Annotated in this window: 17 protein-coding genes; 11 read left to right on the forward strand and 6 right to left on the reverse strand. The window is 39.0% G+C overall.

The window, feature by feature from the left end; genetic code table 11:
• The first annotated feature begins 51 nt into the window (after positions 1–51).
• The 3 genes from FGD67_RS09475 to FGD67_RS09485 all read left to right on the forward strand — a co-directional run bounded on the left by FGD67_RS09475 (position 52) and on the right by FGD67_RS09485 (position 3,224).
• The gene (locus FGD67_RS09475; RefSeq protein ID WP_257174778.1) at positions 52–753 is read left to right on the forward strand and encodes a response regulator transcription factor; all 702 of its coding nucleotides are present in this window, start codon (positions 52–54) and stop codon (positions 751–753) included.
• Complete coding sequence (locus FGD67_RS09480) at positions 753–2,150, forward strand: ATP-binding protein (RefSeq protein ID WP_257174779.1); 1,398 nt, start codon at positions 753–755, stop codon at positions 2,148–2,150. Before FGD67_RS09475 ends, FGD67_RS09480 begins: the two co-directional genes overlap by 1 nt.
• A gap of 63 nt (positions 2,151–2,213) precedes the next feature.
• Positions 2,214–3,224 (forward strand): alpha/beta fold hydrolase, encoded by a 1,011-nt coding sequence (locus tag FGD67_RS09485; protein WP_257174780.1) that lies wholly within the window; start codon positions 2,214–2,216, stop codon positions 3,222–3,224.
• 10 nt (positions 3,225–3,234) lie between these two features.
• On the opposite strand, the gene FGD67_RS09490 is transcribed toward FGD67_RS09485, so the two are convergent.
• Positions 3,235–4,158 carry a cation diffusion facilitator family transporter gene (locus tag FGD67_RS09490; RefSeq protein WP_257174781.1) on the reverse strand — a complete coding sequence of 308 codons (924 nt, stop codon included), beginning with the start codon at positions 4,156–4,158 and terminating at the stop codon, positions 3,235–3,237.
• A gap of 111 nt (positions 4,159–4,269) precedes the next feature.
• Between FGD67_RS09490 and trmL the strand changes: the two genes are divergently transcribed.
• The gene (gene trmL, locus FGD67_RS09495; protein ID WP_257174782.1) at positions 4,270–4,734 is read left to right on the forward strand and encodes a tRNA (uridine(34)/cytosine(34)/5-carboxymethylaminomethyluridine(34)-2'-O)-methyltransferase TrmL; all 465 of its coding nucleotides are present in this window, start codon (positions 4,270–4,272) and stop codon (positions 4,732–4,734) included.
• Positions 4,735–4,819: 85 nt separating this feature from the next.
• Here trmL and gpsA read toward each other — a convergent pair whose 3' ends face one another.
• The 4 genes from gpsA to FGD67_RS09515 all read right to left on the reverse strand — a co-directional run bounded on the left by gpsA (position 4,820) and on the right by FGD67_RS09515 (position 7,104).
• Positions 4,820–5,827, reverse strand: a complete 1,008-nt coding sequence (gene gpsA, locus FGD67_RS09500; protein WP_257174783.1) for an NAD(P)H-dependent glycerol-3-phosphate dehydrogenase — start codon at positions 5,825–5,827, stop codon at positions 4,820–4,822.
• A gap of 3 nt (positions 5,828–5,830) precedes the next feature.
• Positions 5,831–6,334, reverse strand: coding sequence for a protein-export chaperone SecB (gene secB / locus FGD67_RS09505; protein WP_257174784.1), 504 nt, complete (start codon positions 6,332–6,334; stop codon positions 5,831–5,833).
• A gap of 63 nt (positions 6,335–6,397) precedes the next feature.
• Positions 6,398–6,655: a glutaredoxin 3 gene (gene grxC / locus FGD67_RS09510; RefSeq protein ID WP_257174785.1), complete on the reverse strand. Its 258-nt coding sequence runs from the start codon at positions 6,653–6,655 to the stop codon at positions 6,398–6,400.
• 20 nt (positions 6,656–6,675) lie between these two features.
• Positions 6,676–7,104: a rhodanese-like domain-containing protein gene (locus tag FGD67_RS09515; protein ID WP_257174786.1), complete on the reverse strand. Its 429-nt coding sequence runs from the start codon at positions 7,102–7,104 to the stop codon at positions 6,676–6,678.
• Between the two features lie 238 nt (positions 7,105–7,342).
• Here FGD67_RS09515 and gpmI point away from each other — a divergent pair, with 238 nt between their 5' ends.
• The 3 genes from gpmI to FGD67_RS09530 all read left to right on the forward strand — a co-directional run bounded on the left by gpmI (position 7,343) and on the right by FGD67_RS09530 (position 10,926).
• Positions 7,343–8,884, forward strand: coding sequence for a 2,3-bisphosphoglycerate-independent phosphoglycerate mutase (gene gpmI / locus FGD67_RS09520; protein WP_373567868.1), 1,542 nt, complete (start codon positions 7,343–7,345; stop codon positions 8,882–8,884).
• A gap of 18 nt (positions 8,885–8,902) precedes the next feature.
• A complete protein-coding gene (locus FGD67_RS09525; protein ID WP_257174788.1) occupies positions 8,903–10,084 on the forward strand; it encodes a murein hydrolase activator EnvC in 1,182 nt (393 codons plus the stop codon).
• A gap of 89 nt (positions 10,085–10,173) precedes the next feature.
• A complete protein-coding gene (locus tag FGD67_RS09530) occupies positions 10,174–10,926 on the forward strand; it encodes a divergent polysaccharide deacetylase family protein (RefSeq protein WP_257174789.1) in 753 nt (250 codons plus the stop codon).
• 6 nt (positions 10,927–10,932) lie between these two features.
• Here FGD67_RS09530 and FGD67_RS09535 read toward each other — a convergent pair whose 3' ends face one another.
• On the reverse strand, positions 10,933–11,697 hold the full coding sequence (locus FGD67_RS09535) for a serine protease (protein WP_257174790.1): 765 nt from the start codon (positions 11,695–11,697) through the stop codon (positions 10,933–10,935).
• 113 nt (positions 11,698–11,810) lie between these two features.
• Between FGD67_RS09535 and FGD67_RS09540 the strand changes: the two genes are divergently transcribed.
• From FGD67_RS09540 to FGD67_RS09555, 4 genes are all read left to right on the forward strand, one after another.
• A complete protein-coding gene (locus tag FGD67_RS09540) occupies positions 11,811–12,650 on the forward strand; it encodes a patatin-like phospholipase family protein (protein ID WP_257174791.1) in 840 nt (279 codons plus the stop codon).
• Positions 12,651–12,789: 139 nt separating this feature from the next.
• On the forward strand, positions 12,790–13,608 hold the full coding sequence (locus tag FGD67_RS09545; protein WP_257174792.1) for a PEP-CTERM/exosortase system-associated acyltransferase: 819 nt from the start codon (positions 12,790–12,792) through the stop codon (positions 13,606–13,608).
• An 89-nt stretch (positions 13,609–13,697) separates the two neighbouring features.
• Complete coding sequence (locus FGD67_RS09550; RefSeq protein ID WP_257174793.1) at positions 13,698–15,365, forward strand: FAD-binding protein; 1,668 nt, start codon at positions 13,698–13,700, stop codon at positions 15,363–15,365.
• Between the two features lie 744 nt (positions 15,366–16,109).
• A complete protein-coding gene (locus FGD67_RS09555) occupies positions 16,110–16,982 on the forward strand; it encodes a PEP-CTERM sorting domain-containing protein (RefSeq protein WP_257174794.1) in 873 nt (290 codons plus the stop codon).
• Positions 16,983–17,158: the final 176 nt, after the last annotated feature.

The following is a 17,158-nucleotide window of genomic DNA, read 5'->3' on the forward strand; positions in this document are numbered from 1 at the left end:
AATATATACGCTATTATGGCAATAGATTATTAGCGGTTAACGAGAGCAACAATGAAAAAGCATAAACTTTTATTAATAGATGATGATAAAGAGCTCGCTGATTTACTATCTGATTACCTTGCGACAGAAGGTTTCGAATTAATTTGTTGCCATGATGGTATAACAGGCTTAGAAAAAGCATTTGATGATAATATTTCATTAATTTTATTAGATGTTATGATGCCCGGATTAACCGGTTTCGAAGTATTAAAAGCCCTCGGCGGTAATCATAAAACCCCTATTTTGATGCTGACCGCTAAAGGTGATAATGCCGATCGTATATTAGGATTAGAGCTAGGCGCTGATGATTACTTACCCAAACCGTTTCAACACCGTGAATTATTAGCACGAATAAATGCTATTTTACGCCGAATCAACATTGTGCAAAATAGTAAAGTAGCAAGCTCATCATTGAAAGTTAACGGCGTAATGCTTAATCATGCAACACGACAGGTTAGTTGTCATGATCAACAGATAGAGCTTACCGGTACTGAATACCAGATCATTGAATATTTAATGTCAAAGCCTGGCAGTATTGTCAGTAAAGATGAAATATCAGAGCAAGTACTCAAACGAAAGCTAAGCGCTTTTGATCGCAGTATCGATATGCATGTCAGTAATATTAGACGAAAACTGTTACCTTTTAGCCCAAATGACAAGCTTAAAACGATCCGGGGTGCCGGTTATATTTTCTTGGCAGGAGAGCTAGCGTAATGCTAAAACTTAGAGAGAAATTTTCTTCTATTGGTGCGAAATTATTTATCTGCTTTTGGTTAATTGTCATATTAACCATTGGCATCACTAGACTGGTTTCCGAACAATTTAGAACCAAAAGTTTTATTGCCCCTAGTCACCATTCCGATATAGCGAGAATTAAGCGACTTGACCTCTTAATTAAACGCAGTCCACCAAAAACGCCGCAGGCAACATTGAGTATTTTATCAAGAAAAGCAGATCGCGAATTACTGTTAAAAAATATGCAAACTAATCAAATACACTCATCAAAAAAATGGCAAATTGAAAACTTAAAAAATTTTTTGAGTGAAAACAATTTGGAAAGCCTCACGACGGTAAAGTTTGAATTTTATCGAATGACCGGCCCCTTAGCCTTTGATATTGCAGGTACACCTTATCAATTATTTCTTGCAAGCCGTGATCGAAAGCCTCCCTTTGGCGGTTTAATACAACATATTCCGACTTGGATACGTTTGGCTATTCCTATCATCATCAGTTCGATTTTACTTTGGTTACTCACTCGTTCGTTCACAAAACCACTGATAGCAATGCAAAAAACCGCCACCCGCTTTGGCGATGGCGAATTCAGTGCTCGCGTACCTTTAATTGCACAGCGCAATGATGAAATTGGTACTTGTGCAGCCAGCTTTAACTTAATGGCGGAAAAATTGGAACAAAATATTGGTTCTCATCAAAGACTTATGGCTGATGTTTCGCACGAACTTAGATCACCAATGACTAGATTACAAATTGCCCTAGGCTTGGCGCAACAAAAAGACATAGAGCAAGCGACGCTTCATAAGCATCTACAACGTTGTGAACTAGAAGTGGCTAGGCTCGATGAAATGATTGGCAATGTTTTATCTTTATCGCGTTTAGAGAACACCATAAGCCAAATGGAGTTAATGTCTGTCGACCTTAAGCAACTCTTAATACTTTGCATCGAAGATGCGCAATATATCGCCAATGAAAAATCTATTACCATTAACTTTCACAGTGAAAGCACGGCTTTAATCCAAGCAGATCCGACACTTTTATCCAGTGCCTTTAATAATATTTTGATTAATGCGGTAAAATATAGTCATGGCAACGATGAACTTAACGTCTACTTGAATAAAACAAATACTAATTTTATCATTGAAATTGTCGATACTGGCACTGGAGTTCCTGTCGATGATTTGCCTAAATTGTTTGAACCATTTTACCGAGTAGCGCAGGCACGCGATCGAGCCACCGGTGGTACAGGTTTAGGTTTAGCAATAGCCAAACAAGCTGTTATTGCCCATAATGGCATTATCAGTGCAAGCAACAATACAAATAATGGCCTCACTGTGACCATTAAACTACCGATAGAGAGTAGTAAAACACGACTTTAAGTATTGGCTAGTAAGTAACGGCTAGTTTTATTTTCTATTTATTGCCTTATAAGGATTAGCTCATTGACTAGCGCAGCAAACTTAGTAAGTAAGCGTGCACTCACTGCAGAAAAAATTGCCGCCATCAAAAAGTTTTGGCAATCTATCCACCAAGCCTCATTCACTACCGTTGATCAGGTTGATATTGCTTATGCCACTAATTTTACACGCCCTGATAAGCCTTACCTTGCGATTGTTCCCGGTCGTTCAGAAAGCTACTTAAAATATCAAGAATTAGCTTTTGATTTAGATGCTTTAGGCTATGACTGTGTGATTATTGATCATCGTGGCCAAGGGCTTTCTATGCGCTTAACAGCTAATCGTTTACAAGGCTATGTCGAGAGTTTTGATCATTACGCGCGCGACTTACATCAATTACTCAGTCAAGTTTTACCCGTAACGTATCCACAACATCAGCAAAACTCTTTTATGCTGGCACACTCAATGGGCGGTGCTATTGCGTTAAGATATCTTCAGATTTATCCTAACAATATCAAAGCATTAAGTTTAAGTTCTCCGATGATCGCTATCGCAAGTAATGGTCTGCCAACTTGGTTAGCTAAATTTTTAGTCACAACAGGCACGATAATAAATAATTGCCTGTCCAATACTCCGTGGTATTTTCTCGGACAAAGCGATAGCAATCTAAGTTCATTTGATGAAAACCGTTTAATGCACTCACAACCGCGTTTTCAACGTTTTCGTGATTTGTATCATCAACGCCCAGAGCTAAAGCTTGGAGGGGTGACATTTCATTGGTTGCAACAGGCAATGAAAAACACAGATAAACTATTCATTGACTTGAAAAAATTATCATTGCCAATACAGCTGATGCAAGCAGAGAAAGAGTGCATTATTGCTAATAATGCCCAGAATAATTTTTGCCTACAACTCAATAAACTTAAGCCAAGTTATTACCCTGAAGTTAAGCCGATAGTGGTATCTGGCGCCTATCACGAACTATTTTTTGAGATCGATCAATACCGTGATATTGCAATAAATAATGCTATAGCTTGGTTTGCTCAGCATCAATAACGACTCAGATTTAATCGCTCACAAAGCTTTTTTTTTTGTCTGAAGGCTTAACCACTGACAGTGGATCATGATGAATAAAGACCTCACAGGGTGCCAATGCTCGAATAATTTCACTTTCAATAGCCTCACCAATACCATGAGCTTCGAGCAATGATAACTTTTCATCTAACTCTAAATGAAATTGAATAAAGCGATCAGGACCTGCTTGCCGTGTGCGTAATTCATGTAAACCATGCGCACCTTCATGTGCTAATACAATTGTTCTAATGGTTTTTAGCTCTTCATCTGTCAGTTCATGATCCATTAAATGATGAACACTGGTCCAGATTATTTTACCCGCACCTATTAATAGAAATATCCCCACCGCAACAGTAAAAACGCCATCAGCTTGTAGCCAGTAGCCTTGACTTAAAAATAGCGCAGCGAGTACCCCTAAATTCAATAATAAATCTGATTGATAATGTAGAGCATCGGCACTAATCGCCACAGATTTAGTGCGCTTGATAACGTATTTTTGTAGCATCACTAAAGACAATGTCATCACAATGGCAATGATAGAAACAACCATACCAACTTCCGTTCGTACGATCTGCTGTGGGTTAATAATACGATCTAGGCCATTAAACACCAATAATAATGCTGAGCCGAGCACAAACGCAGCTTGTACTAAGCCAGCAAGACTTTCTGCTTTACCATGACCAAATTTATGTTCTTTGTCTGCCGGCGCCAGAGCAAAGCGCAAAATGACCACATTCATAATCGAGGCAAATAAATCTAGAATTGAATCCGTTGCTGAGGCAAGCATAGCGCTCGCATCTGTAGCAAACCACGCATATAGCTTTAGCAACACTAAGATTAATGCCGTTGCTGTCGCCGCAAATGCTGCGAGCCTAACAAGGTAAGCATATTGATTCGAATCTAGTGGTTGTTTCACTATTTGAACTCCTAGTAATAAATATTAAGCCGTTATTTATCAAGCAAGACTTAAGCATTCGCTGCAAGCACGGTATAATGCTGCAATTATACAATTTATTAAGCACTTAATATGTTAGATGTCGTTTTATTTCAACCTCAAATTCCACCCAATACTGGCAATATAATCCGACTATGTGCTAATACCGGTTTTAGATTACACCTTATTGAACCATTAGGCTTTGATCTAGAAGATAAAAAATTACGCAGAGCGGGCTTAGATTATCATGAGTTTGCGGCCCTAAAGCGTCATGCAAATTATCAAAGCTTTGTTGAATCTGAACAGCCTAAGCGTGTGTTAGCCGTTACCACTAAATCTACCGGCTATTATGGTGATGTTAGCTTTCAATCTGGTGATTACCTGTTATTTGGCTCTGAAACCGGAGGATTACCCGAAGAAGTCAGACAACAAATTCCAGATCAAGACAAAATCAGGATCCCGATGCTAAAAGATAGCCGCAGTATGAACTTATCAAATGCCACTGCCGTTATTGTTTATGAAGCTTGGCGCCAATTAGGCTTTGCAAATTCAATTTAAAGCTTATCAGTTACTCATTAGCGCATAAAAAAGGCATATACCATAAATAGTGTATGCCTATTAAAATAATAACTTAAATTTTCAGCTATTCAAATTTGCGTTCACGAGATAATAAATCTGCAGCGGCTAACTTGGCATCTTTACCGCAATAAAGCACCTGATAAACCTGCTCAACAATAGGCATTTCCACGCCCATACGCTGCGCTAACAGATAAACTTCTTTAGTATTACGATAGCCTTCCACTACTTGGCCAATATCAGCCATCGCTTGTTCAACTTCAGCTCCACCACCTAAGGCTAAGCCAAAACGTCGATTTCGCGATTGATTATCAGTACAAGTTAAGACTAAATCACCTAAACCAGCCATACCCATAAATGTTGAAGGCTCTGCATTTAACGCACAACCTAAACGGGTCATTTCTGCTAAGCCACGGGTGATCAATGCTGTACGAGCATTCGCACCAAAACCAATACCGTCAGCCATGCCAGCACCGATGGCAATGACATTTTTCACCGCTCCACCTAACTGCACACCGATAAAATCGCTATTACTGTAAACGCGAAAAGTTCGCTCACAGTGTAATAAGTTAGAAATATCACTAACAAACTGTTCATCTGTTGAAGATAACGATATTGCTGTTGGTAGCCCTGCCGCCATTTCTCTAGCAAAAGTGGGGCCAGAGAGCACAGCTAAAGAAATTTCATTCCCTAAGGCTTCGCGAGCAACATCTTGCAGCAAACGTCCTGACTCATGCTCTAAGCCCTTAGTTGCCCACACCAAGCGTGCATCTTTGCGTAAATGTGGTTTTATTTGCGCCAACATTTCACCAAAAGCATGACTAGGCACAACTAATAGAATGTTTTTACTAGCAGCAACCACCTTAGCTAAATCATCACTAACCCGTAATGGCTCAGGAAACTTACTGCCCGGCAAGTACTTCTCATTAGCACGCGTACTCGCCATTTCGGCAACGTGACTAGCATCACGCCCCCAAAGCAAGGTTTTATGACCATTTCGCGCTAAACAGATTGCCAGTGCGGTGCCGTATGAGCCAGCGCCAATAACTGAAATTGCGGCAGAATTAGGGTTCATAAATTAGTGCGTTTCAGTGCTTACTTGCACTTGCTCTGCTTGTGCCGCACGTTGTTGTACGTAATTAGCAAATAAGGCTTCAAAGTTCACCGGGGCTAAGTTAATTTGTGGGAATGAACCACGGCTAACTAAGTTGGCCACAGCTTCACGAGCATATGGGAATAACGTGGTCGGGCAGAAGGCACCAATAGTGTGTGCTAATTGTGCTTCAGGGATATTACCAATAGTAAAAATACCTGCTTGCTTAACTTCTGCTAAAAATGCGGTTTGTTCTTCAACTTTAGCGGTTACTGTTAGAGATAATGTTACTTCATAAGTATCATCAGCAAGTTTAGCCGATTTAGTGTCAATATCTAATTGTACTTCAGGCTTCCATTCTTTTTGAAAAATTGCCGGTGAATTAGGCGTTTCAAATGAGATATCTTTGGTATATACGCGTTGAATAGCAAATTGTGGCACTGCTTGTTCGTTTGTTGCTTCTTCGTTGTTTTGAATTTCGTCAGCCATGGTTTATTTCCTGTCTATTTACGCCATTATCCAATGGCTTTTATGCTAAGTTTTTCACTGATATTATAATGCTAAAAGTGAAGCTAATTTCCCTTGCGCGTGTAATGCAAATAAATCATCACAACCACCAATATGGCTGTTGTTAATAAATATTTGAGGTACTGTTGCAGCTCCCTGGCTACGTGTGATCATTTTTTCACGTAATGGGGCATCACCGTCAATTTTAATTTCGTTATAACTAACATTCATATCATCAAGTAAAGCTTTCGCTCTCATGCAATAAAAACAAGTTACTTTGGTATATATGTCAACTGCCATCATGATAATCCGTTGTTAGGTGCTTACGACTTGGTGACAGGTAAACCTGCACTTAACCAAGCATTCATACCACCTTTTAGTAAATTTACGCGGGTAAAGCCGGCTTTTGCTAGCTGGTTAGCGACTTTGCCAGCACTAAGACCAGCACTACATACTACAATGATGGGATTATCTTTATGGTTTTCAAGAGTAGCGAAGTCATTTTTACTCACTTTTTCATTATCAAGGTGCAGTGCATCGATAATATGCCCGGCTTTAAAATCTTTTTCGCTACGACTATCGACCACAACACCAGACTCTCTATTCACTAAAAAAGTCATTTGCTGTGTACTTAATTGTTTGATCGGTGACATTTGAATTCTGATCGTAATCGCAATAATCAGTAAAACAATAACCAGCCAAGCCGTACTAAGTAAAGGTTGGCTCATTGCAAAAGTAATAAGTTGATCCATAAGTGTTACATTCTAATTAACTAAAAATTTGCCATAGTATACAGGCTAATAAACTAAACCCAAACTGAACTTTTCATCGTCAATCAGATTGCTGAAATAACTTAAGCGCGATCAATGAAATTTGATCTCCACTTCGAAACATTTTCTCTTAACAGACACAAGATATTCACTGCATGTCTTGATATACTCAGAGTGAAAAATAATTTTACTTATCTTTGTTCGTATAAAGGAAACCGTGATGCCAAACAAGAAGTCAACAGTTCTTATTATTTTAGATGGTTGGGGGTATCGAGAAAACCCAGAATCAAATGCCATTTATCATGCCAAAACACCGGTAATAGACGACTTAATGGCCAATAAGCCGCATATGTTGATTGAAACATCCGGTATGGCGGTAGGTTTACCAGACGGGCAAATGGGCAATTCTGAAGTCGGTCATGTTAACCTAGGCGCCGGACGAATTGTTTATCAAGACTTTACCCGCATCACCAAAGCTATTGAAGATAATGAATTTCAAAACAACCCAACATTAGTTAAAGCAGTTGAAAACGCCGTTAATAATAACAAAGCTATCCATGTTTTTGGTTTATTATCGCCAGGTGGTGTTCATAGCCATGAAGAGCATATTTTTGCTATGTTAGACATGGCGGCTAAGCAAGGGGCAAAGTCAGTTTACTTACACGCCTTTTTAGACGGTCGTGATACTCCGCCACGTAGTGCTGAAGCCTCGCTAATAAAAGCACAAGCAAAGTTTGATGAGCTCGGCTGTGGACAAGTAGCCTCGGTTATTGGTCGTTACTATGCTATGGATAGAGATCAACGTTGGGAGCGAGTCGAGTTAGCTTATAATTTAATGGTTTCAGGCCAAGCTGAATTTCAATATAGCCAAGCTACAGACGCTTTACATGCCGCCTATGCACGTGATGAAAATGATGAGTTTGTTCAAGCTTCTGCTATCACTCTGCCAAATGGCGATACTATTCAAGTGCAAGATGGCGATGCCATGATCTTTATGAATTTTCGCGCCGATCGTGCTCGTCAATTTACTCGCTGCTTTACCGAAAAAAACTTTTCAGGTTTTGAACGCCAACGCCAGCCGAAACTTAGCGAGTTTGTTATGTTAACCGAGTATGCGGCAGATATCGACGCCCCTTGCGCCTTCCCGACAGTACAACTGAATAATGTACTAGGAGAATGGTTAGAAAAGCATAATAAAACTCAACTGCGGATATCAGAAACAGAAAAATATGCCCATGTAACCTTTTTCTTCAGTGGCGGCAAAGAAGACACTTTTAATGGTGAACAACGCATCTTAGTCCCTTCGCCACAAGTAGCAACTTACGACTTACAGCCAGAGATGAATTCAACACTGCTAACCGATAAGTTAGTTGCCGCTATCGAAAGTGCAGAGCATGATTTTATTGTTTGTAATTACCCTAATGGTGATATGGTTGGGCATACCGGAGACTTTAATGCTGCAGTAAAAGCCTGTGAAGCAGTCGATACCAGTATAGGGCGAGTACTTACTGCATTAGAAAAAACCCATAGTGAATGCTTAATTACCGCTGATCACGGTAATGCAGAACAAATGATGGACAATGTTTCAGGACAAGCTCATACCGCACATACTTGTGAACCCGTACCACTGATTTATATTGGTCGTAATGCAGAAATAGCTGAAACGGGAGCTTTAAGCGATATAGCTCCAACGATACTAGCACTGATGGATATGCCTCAGCCGGAAGAAATGACAGGTAGTAATTTATTAAAGTTAATTTAGCAGCAAGATTTTCTTAAGGTGAATAGCACAACAAAAATAGACCAACATAGTCAATTTAACCTTGGCTATGTTTATTATATAACGCTGCTACTACTTTTCTGTTCGCTAACGGCCTACGGCCAAGCTGACACAAGTGCAAAAAACACGACAAAAACAAATCAACAACTCAATGATATTCAACGCAGAATTAACCAACAAAAACAAACATTATCAAACACCACAGTAAAAATTACCGATTTAGAACAACAATTAAAAACAGATGACTTAGCTATCGGAGAAATGACTAAAAAGCTACGAGAAACTAAGCAAAGCTTGCTCGCCGTGCGCAAAAAAATTAGTCAGCTCGCTGATGAACAGCAGCAACTAGAGTCAGCTAAATCACAACAAGAACAAATATTAGCCAAGCAATTAAGAGCAGCCTACTCTGCCGGACATCACGACTACTTAAAACTAATTCTTAATCAACAACAGCCCAGCAGTGTGCAACGTACAATAACCCATTACCAGTACCTCAATGTTGCTCGCATTAAGGAAATAGACACCTTTAAAAGTACTATTGCCAAATTAAATGACATTCGGACTCAACAGCAAGTAAAAGCTGAACAATTTACTCAGTTAACTCAGGCGCAAAGCCAACAAAAGCAAATTCTTGAACTTTCAAAAGTAAAACAACAGCAAACCCTAAAAGCCTTGAATCAAAAAGCCCTTACTGGCCAACAAAAGCTGAGCAAATTGGAGCGAGAAGAATCAGCTCTTGTAACCTTGCTGAAAAAAATGGCTGCTGCTGCACAAGCGGCTGAAAACTTAGTGGGCTTAAGTAAATTAAAACGTAAGCTTAATTGGCCAGTTAAAGGCCGGATTAGTCACAACTTCGGCTCAAGTAAACAAGGTTATCTAAAATGGAAAGGGGTATTTCTTGCCGCCCCCGTTGGTCGACAAGTTAAAACCATTCACAGTGGCACAATTCTTTTTTCTGATTGGCTTAACGGTTATGGGCTGGTATCAGTTGTTGATCATGGCGATGGTTATATGAGTTTATACGGTCATAACCAGGCATTACTTAAGTCTGTAGGCGAGCGCGTTGAAGCCGGTGAACCTATAGCTTTAGTTGGCCAAAGTGGTGGCCAAGCTGACTCTGGGTTGTATTTTGAGATTAGGCATGTAGGTAAAGCCGTCAATCCAAAACTTTGGTGTCGATAATCCTCTGCACTCTTAGCTGTTGAACTTATCGATTTTACCCTGCCGAACTGTTAACCTAAAAGCGTTATTTAACATGAGAAAAACTTACCGTGCTTCGATTACTGCTGATATTAAGCTTGCTCTGTCCCTTTTTAATTTATGCCCAATCAGCACAAGTTGCGATTATTATTGATGACCTTGGTTATCGAAAAAGTGATGTTCAAGCGCTTTATTTACCCGGTGCTATCAGTTACGCAATTTTGCCGCATACCCCCTATGGAAAGAGTTTAGCGTTACAGGCGAAAGGACAAAATAATGAGGTCATCCTGCACATTCCAATGGAAGCAAAAAATGGCAAAAAACTCGGTCCAGGAGCTCTCACCAGCACAATGAATGAAAGTAGTATTCGACAAAGTTTAACCAATGCTTTTACAGAGATACCTTTCGCTTTAGGCATTAACAACCACATGGGCAGCAAACTAACTGAATTATATCAACCCATGGCTTGGACCATGCAATTTCTCAGTGAAAGAAATTTAATGTTTGTCGACAGTATGACCACCAGTGCCAGCCAAGCAGAGAAAATAGCAATAAACTTTGGTGTACCTAGTCTACATCGTCATATTTTTCTCGACAATAAACTAGAATATAGCTATATCCAAAGTCAATTCGAGCAATTAATACGAGACGCTAAACGCTATCATGGTGTCGTGGCGATTGCTCATCCCCATCCTGAAACAATTGCAGCTTTGTTTAAGCTGTTACCATTACTTAAACAGAATAAAATTGAGCTTGTCGCCATATCCACACTATTAAGCAATCAAGCCATGGAACATAATCAACGCCTTAATGCTGAAGATTAACAACGGCTAGCTTTTAATATTATGTTGTTTCAAAAGTTGATGAAGATATTTAACCGGTATCGCATAAGTAATGCCACTGGGTTTACTGATCACCGTTTCTTTACTTTCTTGCACAAAAACTTTATTAATAATACCAATAACCTTACCTGTTTCTAGATCGTACATAGCACTGCCACTATTGCCAGGGTAAGCCGTTGCATCTAATTGGTAAACTAAATAAGGATCTCTTAAGCGCTTAATCATCGCAATACTGATTTGTCTTGAATCATCAACCGGAATAATGGTTGGCGTTACCGCAGCAATAATACCTCTATGCGTCACAGGATAAAGCCCTAGTACTGCACCAATGGGAAACCCCGTAAATGCAATAGAACTTCCTTCAGGCTTAAACTTGCTTTGCGCAAGTTGTAATGCCGGTAATGGCTGACCTTTAATTTTCAAAATTGCAATATCATGCTCTTTATCTGTAGCAATCAAGGTCGCTATTCTTACTTTTGCCGCCACTCCTTTACCAGTAAAAACAACTAATTCTTGCAACAAGCCCTCGTCTAGCTCTTTAGCAATAACATGACTATTGGTAACAACATAAGTGCCATCACCAATAACAAAGCCACTACCATACAGTTGATTTTTTGGCTGTCCTGTAGGTGTGTAAACACCAATACCAACCACAGAAGGCTTTATTAACCCCACGGTTTCAACTAAGCTACTGTAGGCTGTCGAGCTGAACAGCACACTCATCAATAATAGTCGCAATAATAGTCGACTCATATTTCACCCTTCCTAAAAATTTATCACTATCGTTGAAGTTAGCACATTTTGTCGCTAGCGAATTCTAAATTTTTGCCCATAATTAAATAACCTAAGTACATGGAGAAGAATGCGTGGTAAGTATTGTACCTATTTTAGCTGGCGGTGGAACACGGTTACCTGCTCATATCGGCGTATTGCAAGCATTAAAAGATTTGCATATTAACTTTTCTCATATTGTCGGGGTATCTGGTGGCAGTATCATAGCAAGCTTATATGCTGCGGGACTGTCGATAGACAATATTAAGCATATTGCAATAACCACAAACTATAACCAATTTAGAGGTTTTTCATTAGTCAGTTTAATTCGTAATGGTGGTCTAAGCTCTGGTGATGTCTTCGAGCAATGGGTGGATCATCACTTACAAGGAAAAACCTTTATCGAGCTCGAACGAAACTTACATATTGTCGCAACGGATGTTAAAACAGGCCGCCCGGTTATTTTTAATCGAGAACGGACACCAGGCATGAAGATCTCTCAAGCTGTGCGCTTCTCTATGTCAATTCCCTTGGTGTTCAGTTTCAAAAAATTTGGCCAACACTTGATGGTTGATGGCAGTATATTATCTGAAGATGCCTTACACCGTGATTGGGCTATGGATGGTACGCCAGTACTGTGTTTTCGTCTACGTGGTGAGCATGAGTATGATGACCTTAAAACCAATGGCATGTTCCCCATCGTTAACTATGTCACCTTACTGATCCGTACTTTTATGACCACTATTTCACGTGAATATATTAATGACGCATTTTGGCACAATACCATTATCATCAATACCGGTTTGTGCTCTGCTGTTGACTTTGGCATGAGTGAAGCAAAAAAGTTTTCATTGTTTGATATCGGTTATCAAACCGCAATGGAAATAGTCCCTATTAAAGCTAAACTCGGTAGTGAAACAGATAAAATTGCTTAAAATAGCCAAGTATGTAATAAGTACTTAACTAATATAATCTATACTTACTCACTGATAATGCTAAATGATTATACAAGCAGATTAAAAAAAAGTAATAATAGTAAACATAAATTATCATATATAAGGGAGCTGAGGTCTAATGAATTGGAGCAAGAAATTGCTAAATGCGCCGGTAATTGGAAATATCACTAAACGCATTGCATCAATGAAAGTTAATCATGATGCAATGAACATTGCTGAGCATTTCACTCAATTCTTAAAGCCTGAAGTTGCCGTTAACGATGAACTTAGAGATGAAGTATTCCGTATTCGCCATAATGTATACTGTGAAGAATTGGCCTTTGAAAAAGTAAAAGATGAAGGCAAAGAGCAAGATGAATTTGATGCCCAATCGATTTTTTCAATGATCAAACATAAACCCTCTAATACTTATACCAGCTGTGTTCGAGTGGTAAAATCGGCAAATGCATCGGAAGTATTGCCGATAGAAAAATATTGTCTCGAAGCCATCCAGAATAAAGAACTACATCCAAGTAACTTTCCACGCCACGAAATTGCTGAAATTTCTCGTCTTGCCGTAAAAGCTGATTTTAGACGACGTAAAACCGATAAGTTCAAAGGCTCAGCAATTGGTGCAATTAGTGAGTCTAGTTATTCAGAAACCGAACTACGTTGCTTTCCATTTATTGCTATTGGCTTATATATGGCTGCTGCAACTATGAGTATTGAAACCGGCGTTAAACATGTATATGTCATGATGGAGCCAAGACTAGCTCGTAGTATGAAATTTGTTGGCATTAATTTCATTCAACTTGGTGAAGCCATTGATTATCATGGTTTAAGAGCTCCCTATTATATTAATTCTACAATATTTATGGAGAACTTATCTCCTGGATTCAAATGCTTGTACAAAGAAATATCAAGGGATATTAGCAAGCATATAGCGACTATCACCTAGCATTACGCCAAGACCTCATATACTAACGAGTTACAAATCATGCTAAGCAGATATTAATAAGTTAACAAAATGACAGGACGTTTACCCAAATGCTAGATATCCATCAAAGAATTAAAAGCGTAATAAACGAAAACGCTATACTATTAATAAAAGATAATGATTTATCAAAGTACACCCAAGGTACCGAAGGGTTTAACAGCTTTCCTGAGAAAAAACGTACGGTTATTGCCGCTGTTAAACCTCATGATAAAAATGACATAAAAGCCCTGCTAGAATTAGCCAACTTAGTTAGTGATAACGAACAATTAAGCTTCAGTATTCATCCTATCAGTAGTGGCAGGAATTGGGGTTATGGTACCAGTCAGCCACCTAAACCTAATAGTAAAACCTTAATATTAGATCTATCAACATTAACTAAAATAGCTTTTGACGAGGAATTAGGTTTAGTTACTTTAGAGCCGGGTGTGACACAAAAACAGCTGAGTACATTTTTAATTAATCGTGGCGATAACTTCATGGTTCCCGTTACCGGTGCTGGGCCTGATTGCTCAATAGTGGGTAATGCCATTGAGCGTGGATACGGCATTACGCCTCACAGTGATCACTTTAGTGCCGTCAATGCTATTAAAGGTATTTGGGCAAATGGTCGACCTTTTCAATCAGCAATTTATGAGTTAGATCAATCTGAAACAAAGTTTGTTGATAAAACCTTTAAATGGGGGCTTGGACCACATTTAGATGCCCTTTTTACACAGTCAAGCTTTGGCATTGTAACTGAAATGACCATACGGCTCGCTTCTCGTAAACCGGCCTTCTCATCATTTTTCATTCAATTGAAAGATGATGAGGTACTTGATCGGGCTGTACCAATTATTCGACAGGTATTAAGAGAATATGAAGGGATTGTTGGCTCTATCAACTTAATGGACAGACGTCGTGTTTTAGCTATGTTGGCAGATAATCCAAACGGCTCAGATCAGCATAAAGTAATGTCTGATAACGATGTTGGAAAGCTCGCCAAAAAACATGATATCCCTTATTGGACAATTGTCGGTAGCATCTATGGTAGTGAGGGCGTGGTAAAAATAGCTCAACAAGAAATTTCTAATATTTTTAAAGCTTTACCTAGCAAGCAAATATTTTCAAATAGCTTTATAGTGCGTTTTGGCAAATTTGTCATTGCTAATCTACCCGAGCTCGCTTTTAAGCTGATTACGCCACTTCATATGATAAAAGAGCAATTAAAATCGTTTGAGTTGGGTAATGAAATAATGCTAGGTAAACCAAATAAAGTGGCATTAAAATTACCTTACTGGCGCCATAAAAATACAAATATACTCGCTAGCTCTGAGCTTTCACCTGGAAAAGATAATTGTGGATTACTCTGGTATGCTCCCTTAATGCCGATGAAACCCTGCGCCATGAAAGAGTTTACCCAGCTTGTCAGAGAAGTATGCCCTAAATATCATATCGAACCTTTTATTACCTTTACTAATTTAAAGCATGATTGTGTTGACAGTACGATACCTATTGTCTTTGACCGGGAGAACCCTCAAGCAGTGGCAGATGCTCACAACTGCTTAAAAGAACTGGTCACTAAAGGACTAAAAAAGGGCTTTGTTCCTTATCGCTTGAATATAGATCAACAACAATACTTATTAGACAAAAATTCTGACTTTTGGCAAACAACAGCACAATTGAAAGCAGTATTAGATCCAAACAAAGTGCTTAGCCCTGGAAGGTATAACCCGACATAGCCTTATGCGTTCCTTGCCAGTTCACTCTAAACGCTACTAGCTGTCCTAGAACAAGCGGTATAATTAAAACAGCATTATACTTATACCAAATTGATAAAGTTCTTTCCCACTCAGCGAGAATTAAAAGGCTTAGAGGCACAGGTTCATAGTTCCAGACTGAACCTCAGTACCTACATCCATGCAGGCAAGGCATTGATTGAAGATAAGGGTTACTCTCGACAACTGCTCCTGCGTTGTTCTAATGACTCACGTCCCTGTGAGCACCTTGTCAAAATCAATACGCAGCATGTAAACCTTTAAACTCGAGCTCTGAATTGGGAAGAAATTTAATCAAATTGGTATTAGTTTACCCCAGAGCACACGACCTTCAAGAGCAATGCTGTCAAGCTAAGTTTAAAATCCGCCACATAGCTCATGACAACGACTTTTATCCCAACTCAGCTGATTTAATCAAAACGTATAATCTTAAAAAAATCTATCAGCTATAGCTTGATTATTTATTAATATCATCTTGAAAATTAATGTTTTACTAGGCTTATTCTTAGACCTCTCATCCCGCTTTCAGGTAAAATATAGTCGTTGTCAGTATATTTTACAGCCCAAAAAAAACTTAATCACTCACTCACATTGAAAAATCATACATAATTGTTTTAATTGAAAATAATAATAATGGCATATTTGATGCTTATTTAATCACAGGAAATAGATGATGCTTTTAAATCAAACCAATGGAAGATGTGAAGTATGAAAAAATTGATTAATAAAAAAACTATAGGCAGCCTAGCGTTAGGCGCAGTGCTTACATGCACACAAGCAAATGCAACTATCATTACTTTTTTTGGTGATGATGTCGCTTCAGGTCAATGGGCAACGGATGGATCTGGCCTAACAAGTAGCTTTGTCGACCAAAGTAACTTAATTGACTCAAGTAATGGCTATTTTATTGAAACTTTTGATATTGCAACTGCAATGACAGATTTACCAGGAATGGCAGACGAACAGTATAATATTGCTGGTGCATCAAATGGCTGTGGGGTTAACACTTTAAGTCAAAATGGTATTACAGTTACTGAAACAGGTGGCGGATTAGGTGTTGCAAGTCAAAACTTACCCGGCAAAGCAGCCAGACCAGGTAATACCGGCTCTGCAAATTACATCGACAGCACTTGTTATGGTTTTACACCTGAGAACGGGAGTTCAGGTACAGTTGAAGTTGACTACACAAGCTTCTTAAACGCTATCCCTGGTAACGCACAACTAGATTACTTTGGCTTTTATTGGGGCTCAGTAGATACTTATAATGACTTTCAGTTTTTTAACGATACAGATAACACATCAGTGTCTATTACTGGTAGCCAATTATTAACTCAATTAGGTGGCCAGTCAGGCAATCAAGGTGCACCAACATCAAACACCTACGTTAACATTGATTTTGAAAGCTTTTCTTGGAACCGTTTTGTGGTAACAAGTACTGGTATCGCCGGTGAGTTTGATAACATAGTTACGGGCTTAACAACACGCAATAGAGACGTTCCAGAGCCAATGTCCATTGCCGTATTTGGCTTAGGGTTGTTTGGTCTAGGTTTAGCTAATCGTAAACGTAAGTTTCAAAAGTAAGTATTTATTTTTAGCTAGAGCGTCATACTCCAAAACGCTCTAACTTTTAATTGTGATTATCAAGGCTTGTTACTCAGTAACAAGCCTTTTTTATGCTGACCAATTTAAAATAATGACCCCTTATCTCTAATCAGGCTTATTTTTGATTGCCCGCAACGGTATCACTTGCACGAGTT

It is taken from the genome of Colwellia sp. M166 (assembly GCF_024585285.1).
GTDB lineage: Bacteria > Pseudomonadota > Gammaproteobacteria > Enterobacterales > Alteromonadaceae > Cognaticolwellia.

Excerpts from the sequence above, each read along its gene's own strand:
- FGD67_RS09475 (WP_257174778.1), top strand. The coding sequence starts at position 52 with ATGAAAAAGCATAAACTTTTATTAATAGATGATGATAAAGAGCTCGCT.
- secB (WP_257174784.1), bottom strand. The coding sequence starts at position 6,334 with ATGGCTGACGAAATTCAAAACAACGAAGAAGCAACAAACGAACAAGCA.
- grxC (WP_257174785.1), bottom strand. The coding sequence starts at position 6,655 with ATGATGGCAGTTGACATATATACCAAAGTAACTTGTTTTTATTGCATG.
- gpmI (WP_373567868.1), top strand. The coding sequence starts at position 7,343 with ATGCCAAACAAGAAGTCAACAGTTCTTATTATTTTAGATGGTTGGGGG.
- FGD67_RS09515 (WP_257174786.1), bottom strand. The coding sequence starts at position 7,104 with ATGGATCAACTTATTACTTTTGCAATGAGCCAACCTTTACTTAGTACG.
- FGD67_RS09545 (WP_257174792.1), top strand. The coding sequence starts at position 12,790 with ATGAATTGGAGCAAGAAATTGCTAAATGCGCCGGTAATTGGAAATATC.
- FGD67_RS09550 (WP_257174793.1), top strand. The coding sequence starts at position 13,698 with ATGCTAGATATCCATCAAAGAATTAAAAGCGTAATAAACGAAAACGCT.
- FGD67_RS09555 (WP_257174794.1), top strand. The coding sequence starts at position 16,110 with ATGAAAAAATTGATTAATAAAAAAACTATAGGCAGCCTAGCGTTAGGC.
- gpsA (WP_257174783.1), bottom strand. The coding sequence starts at position 5,827 with ATGAACCCTAATTCTGCCGCAATTTCAGTTATTGGCGCTGGCTCATAC.
- trmL (WP_257174782.1), top strand. The coding sequence starts at position 4,270 with ATGTTAGATGTCGTTTTATTTCAACCTCAAATTCCACCCAATACTGGC.
- FGD67_RS09535 (WP_257174790.1), bottom strand. The coding sequence starts at position 11,697 with ATGAGTCGACTATTATTGCGACTATTATTGATGAGTGTGCTGTTCAGC.
- FGD67_RS09480 (WP_257174779.1), top strand. The coding sequence starts at position 753 with ATGCTAAAACTTAGAGAGAAATTTTCTTCTATTGGTGCGAAATTATTT.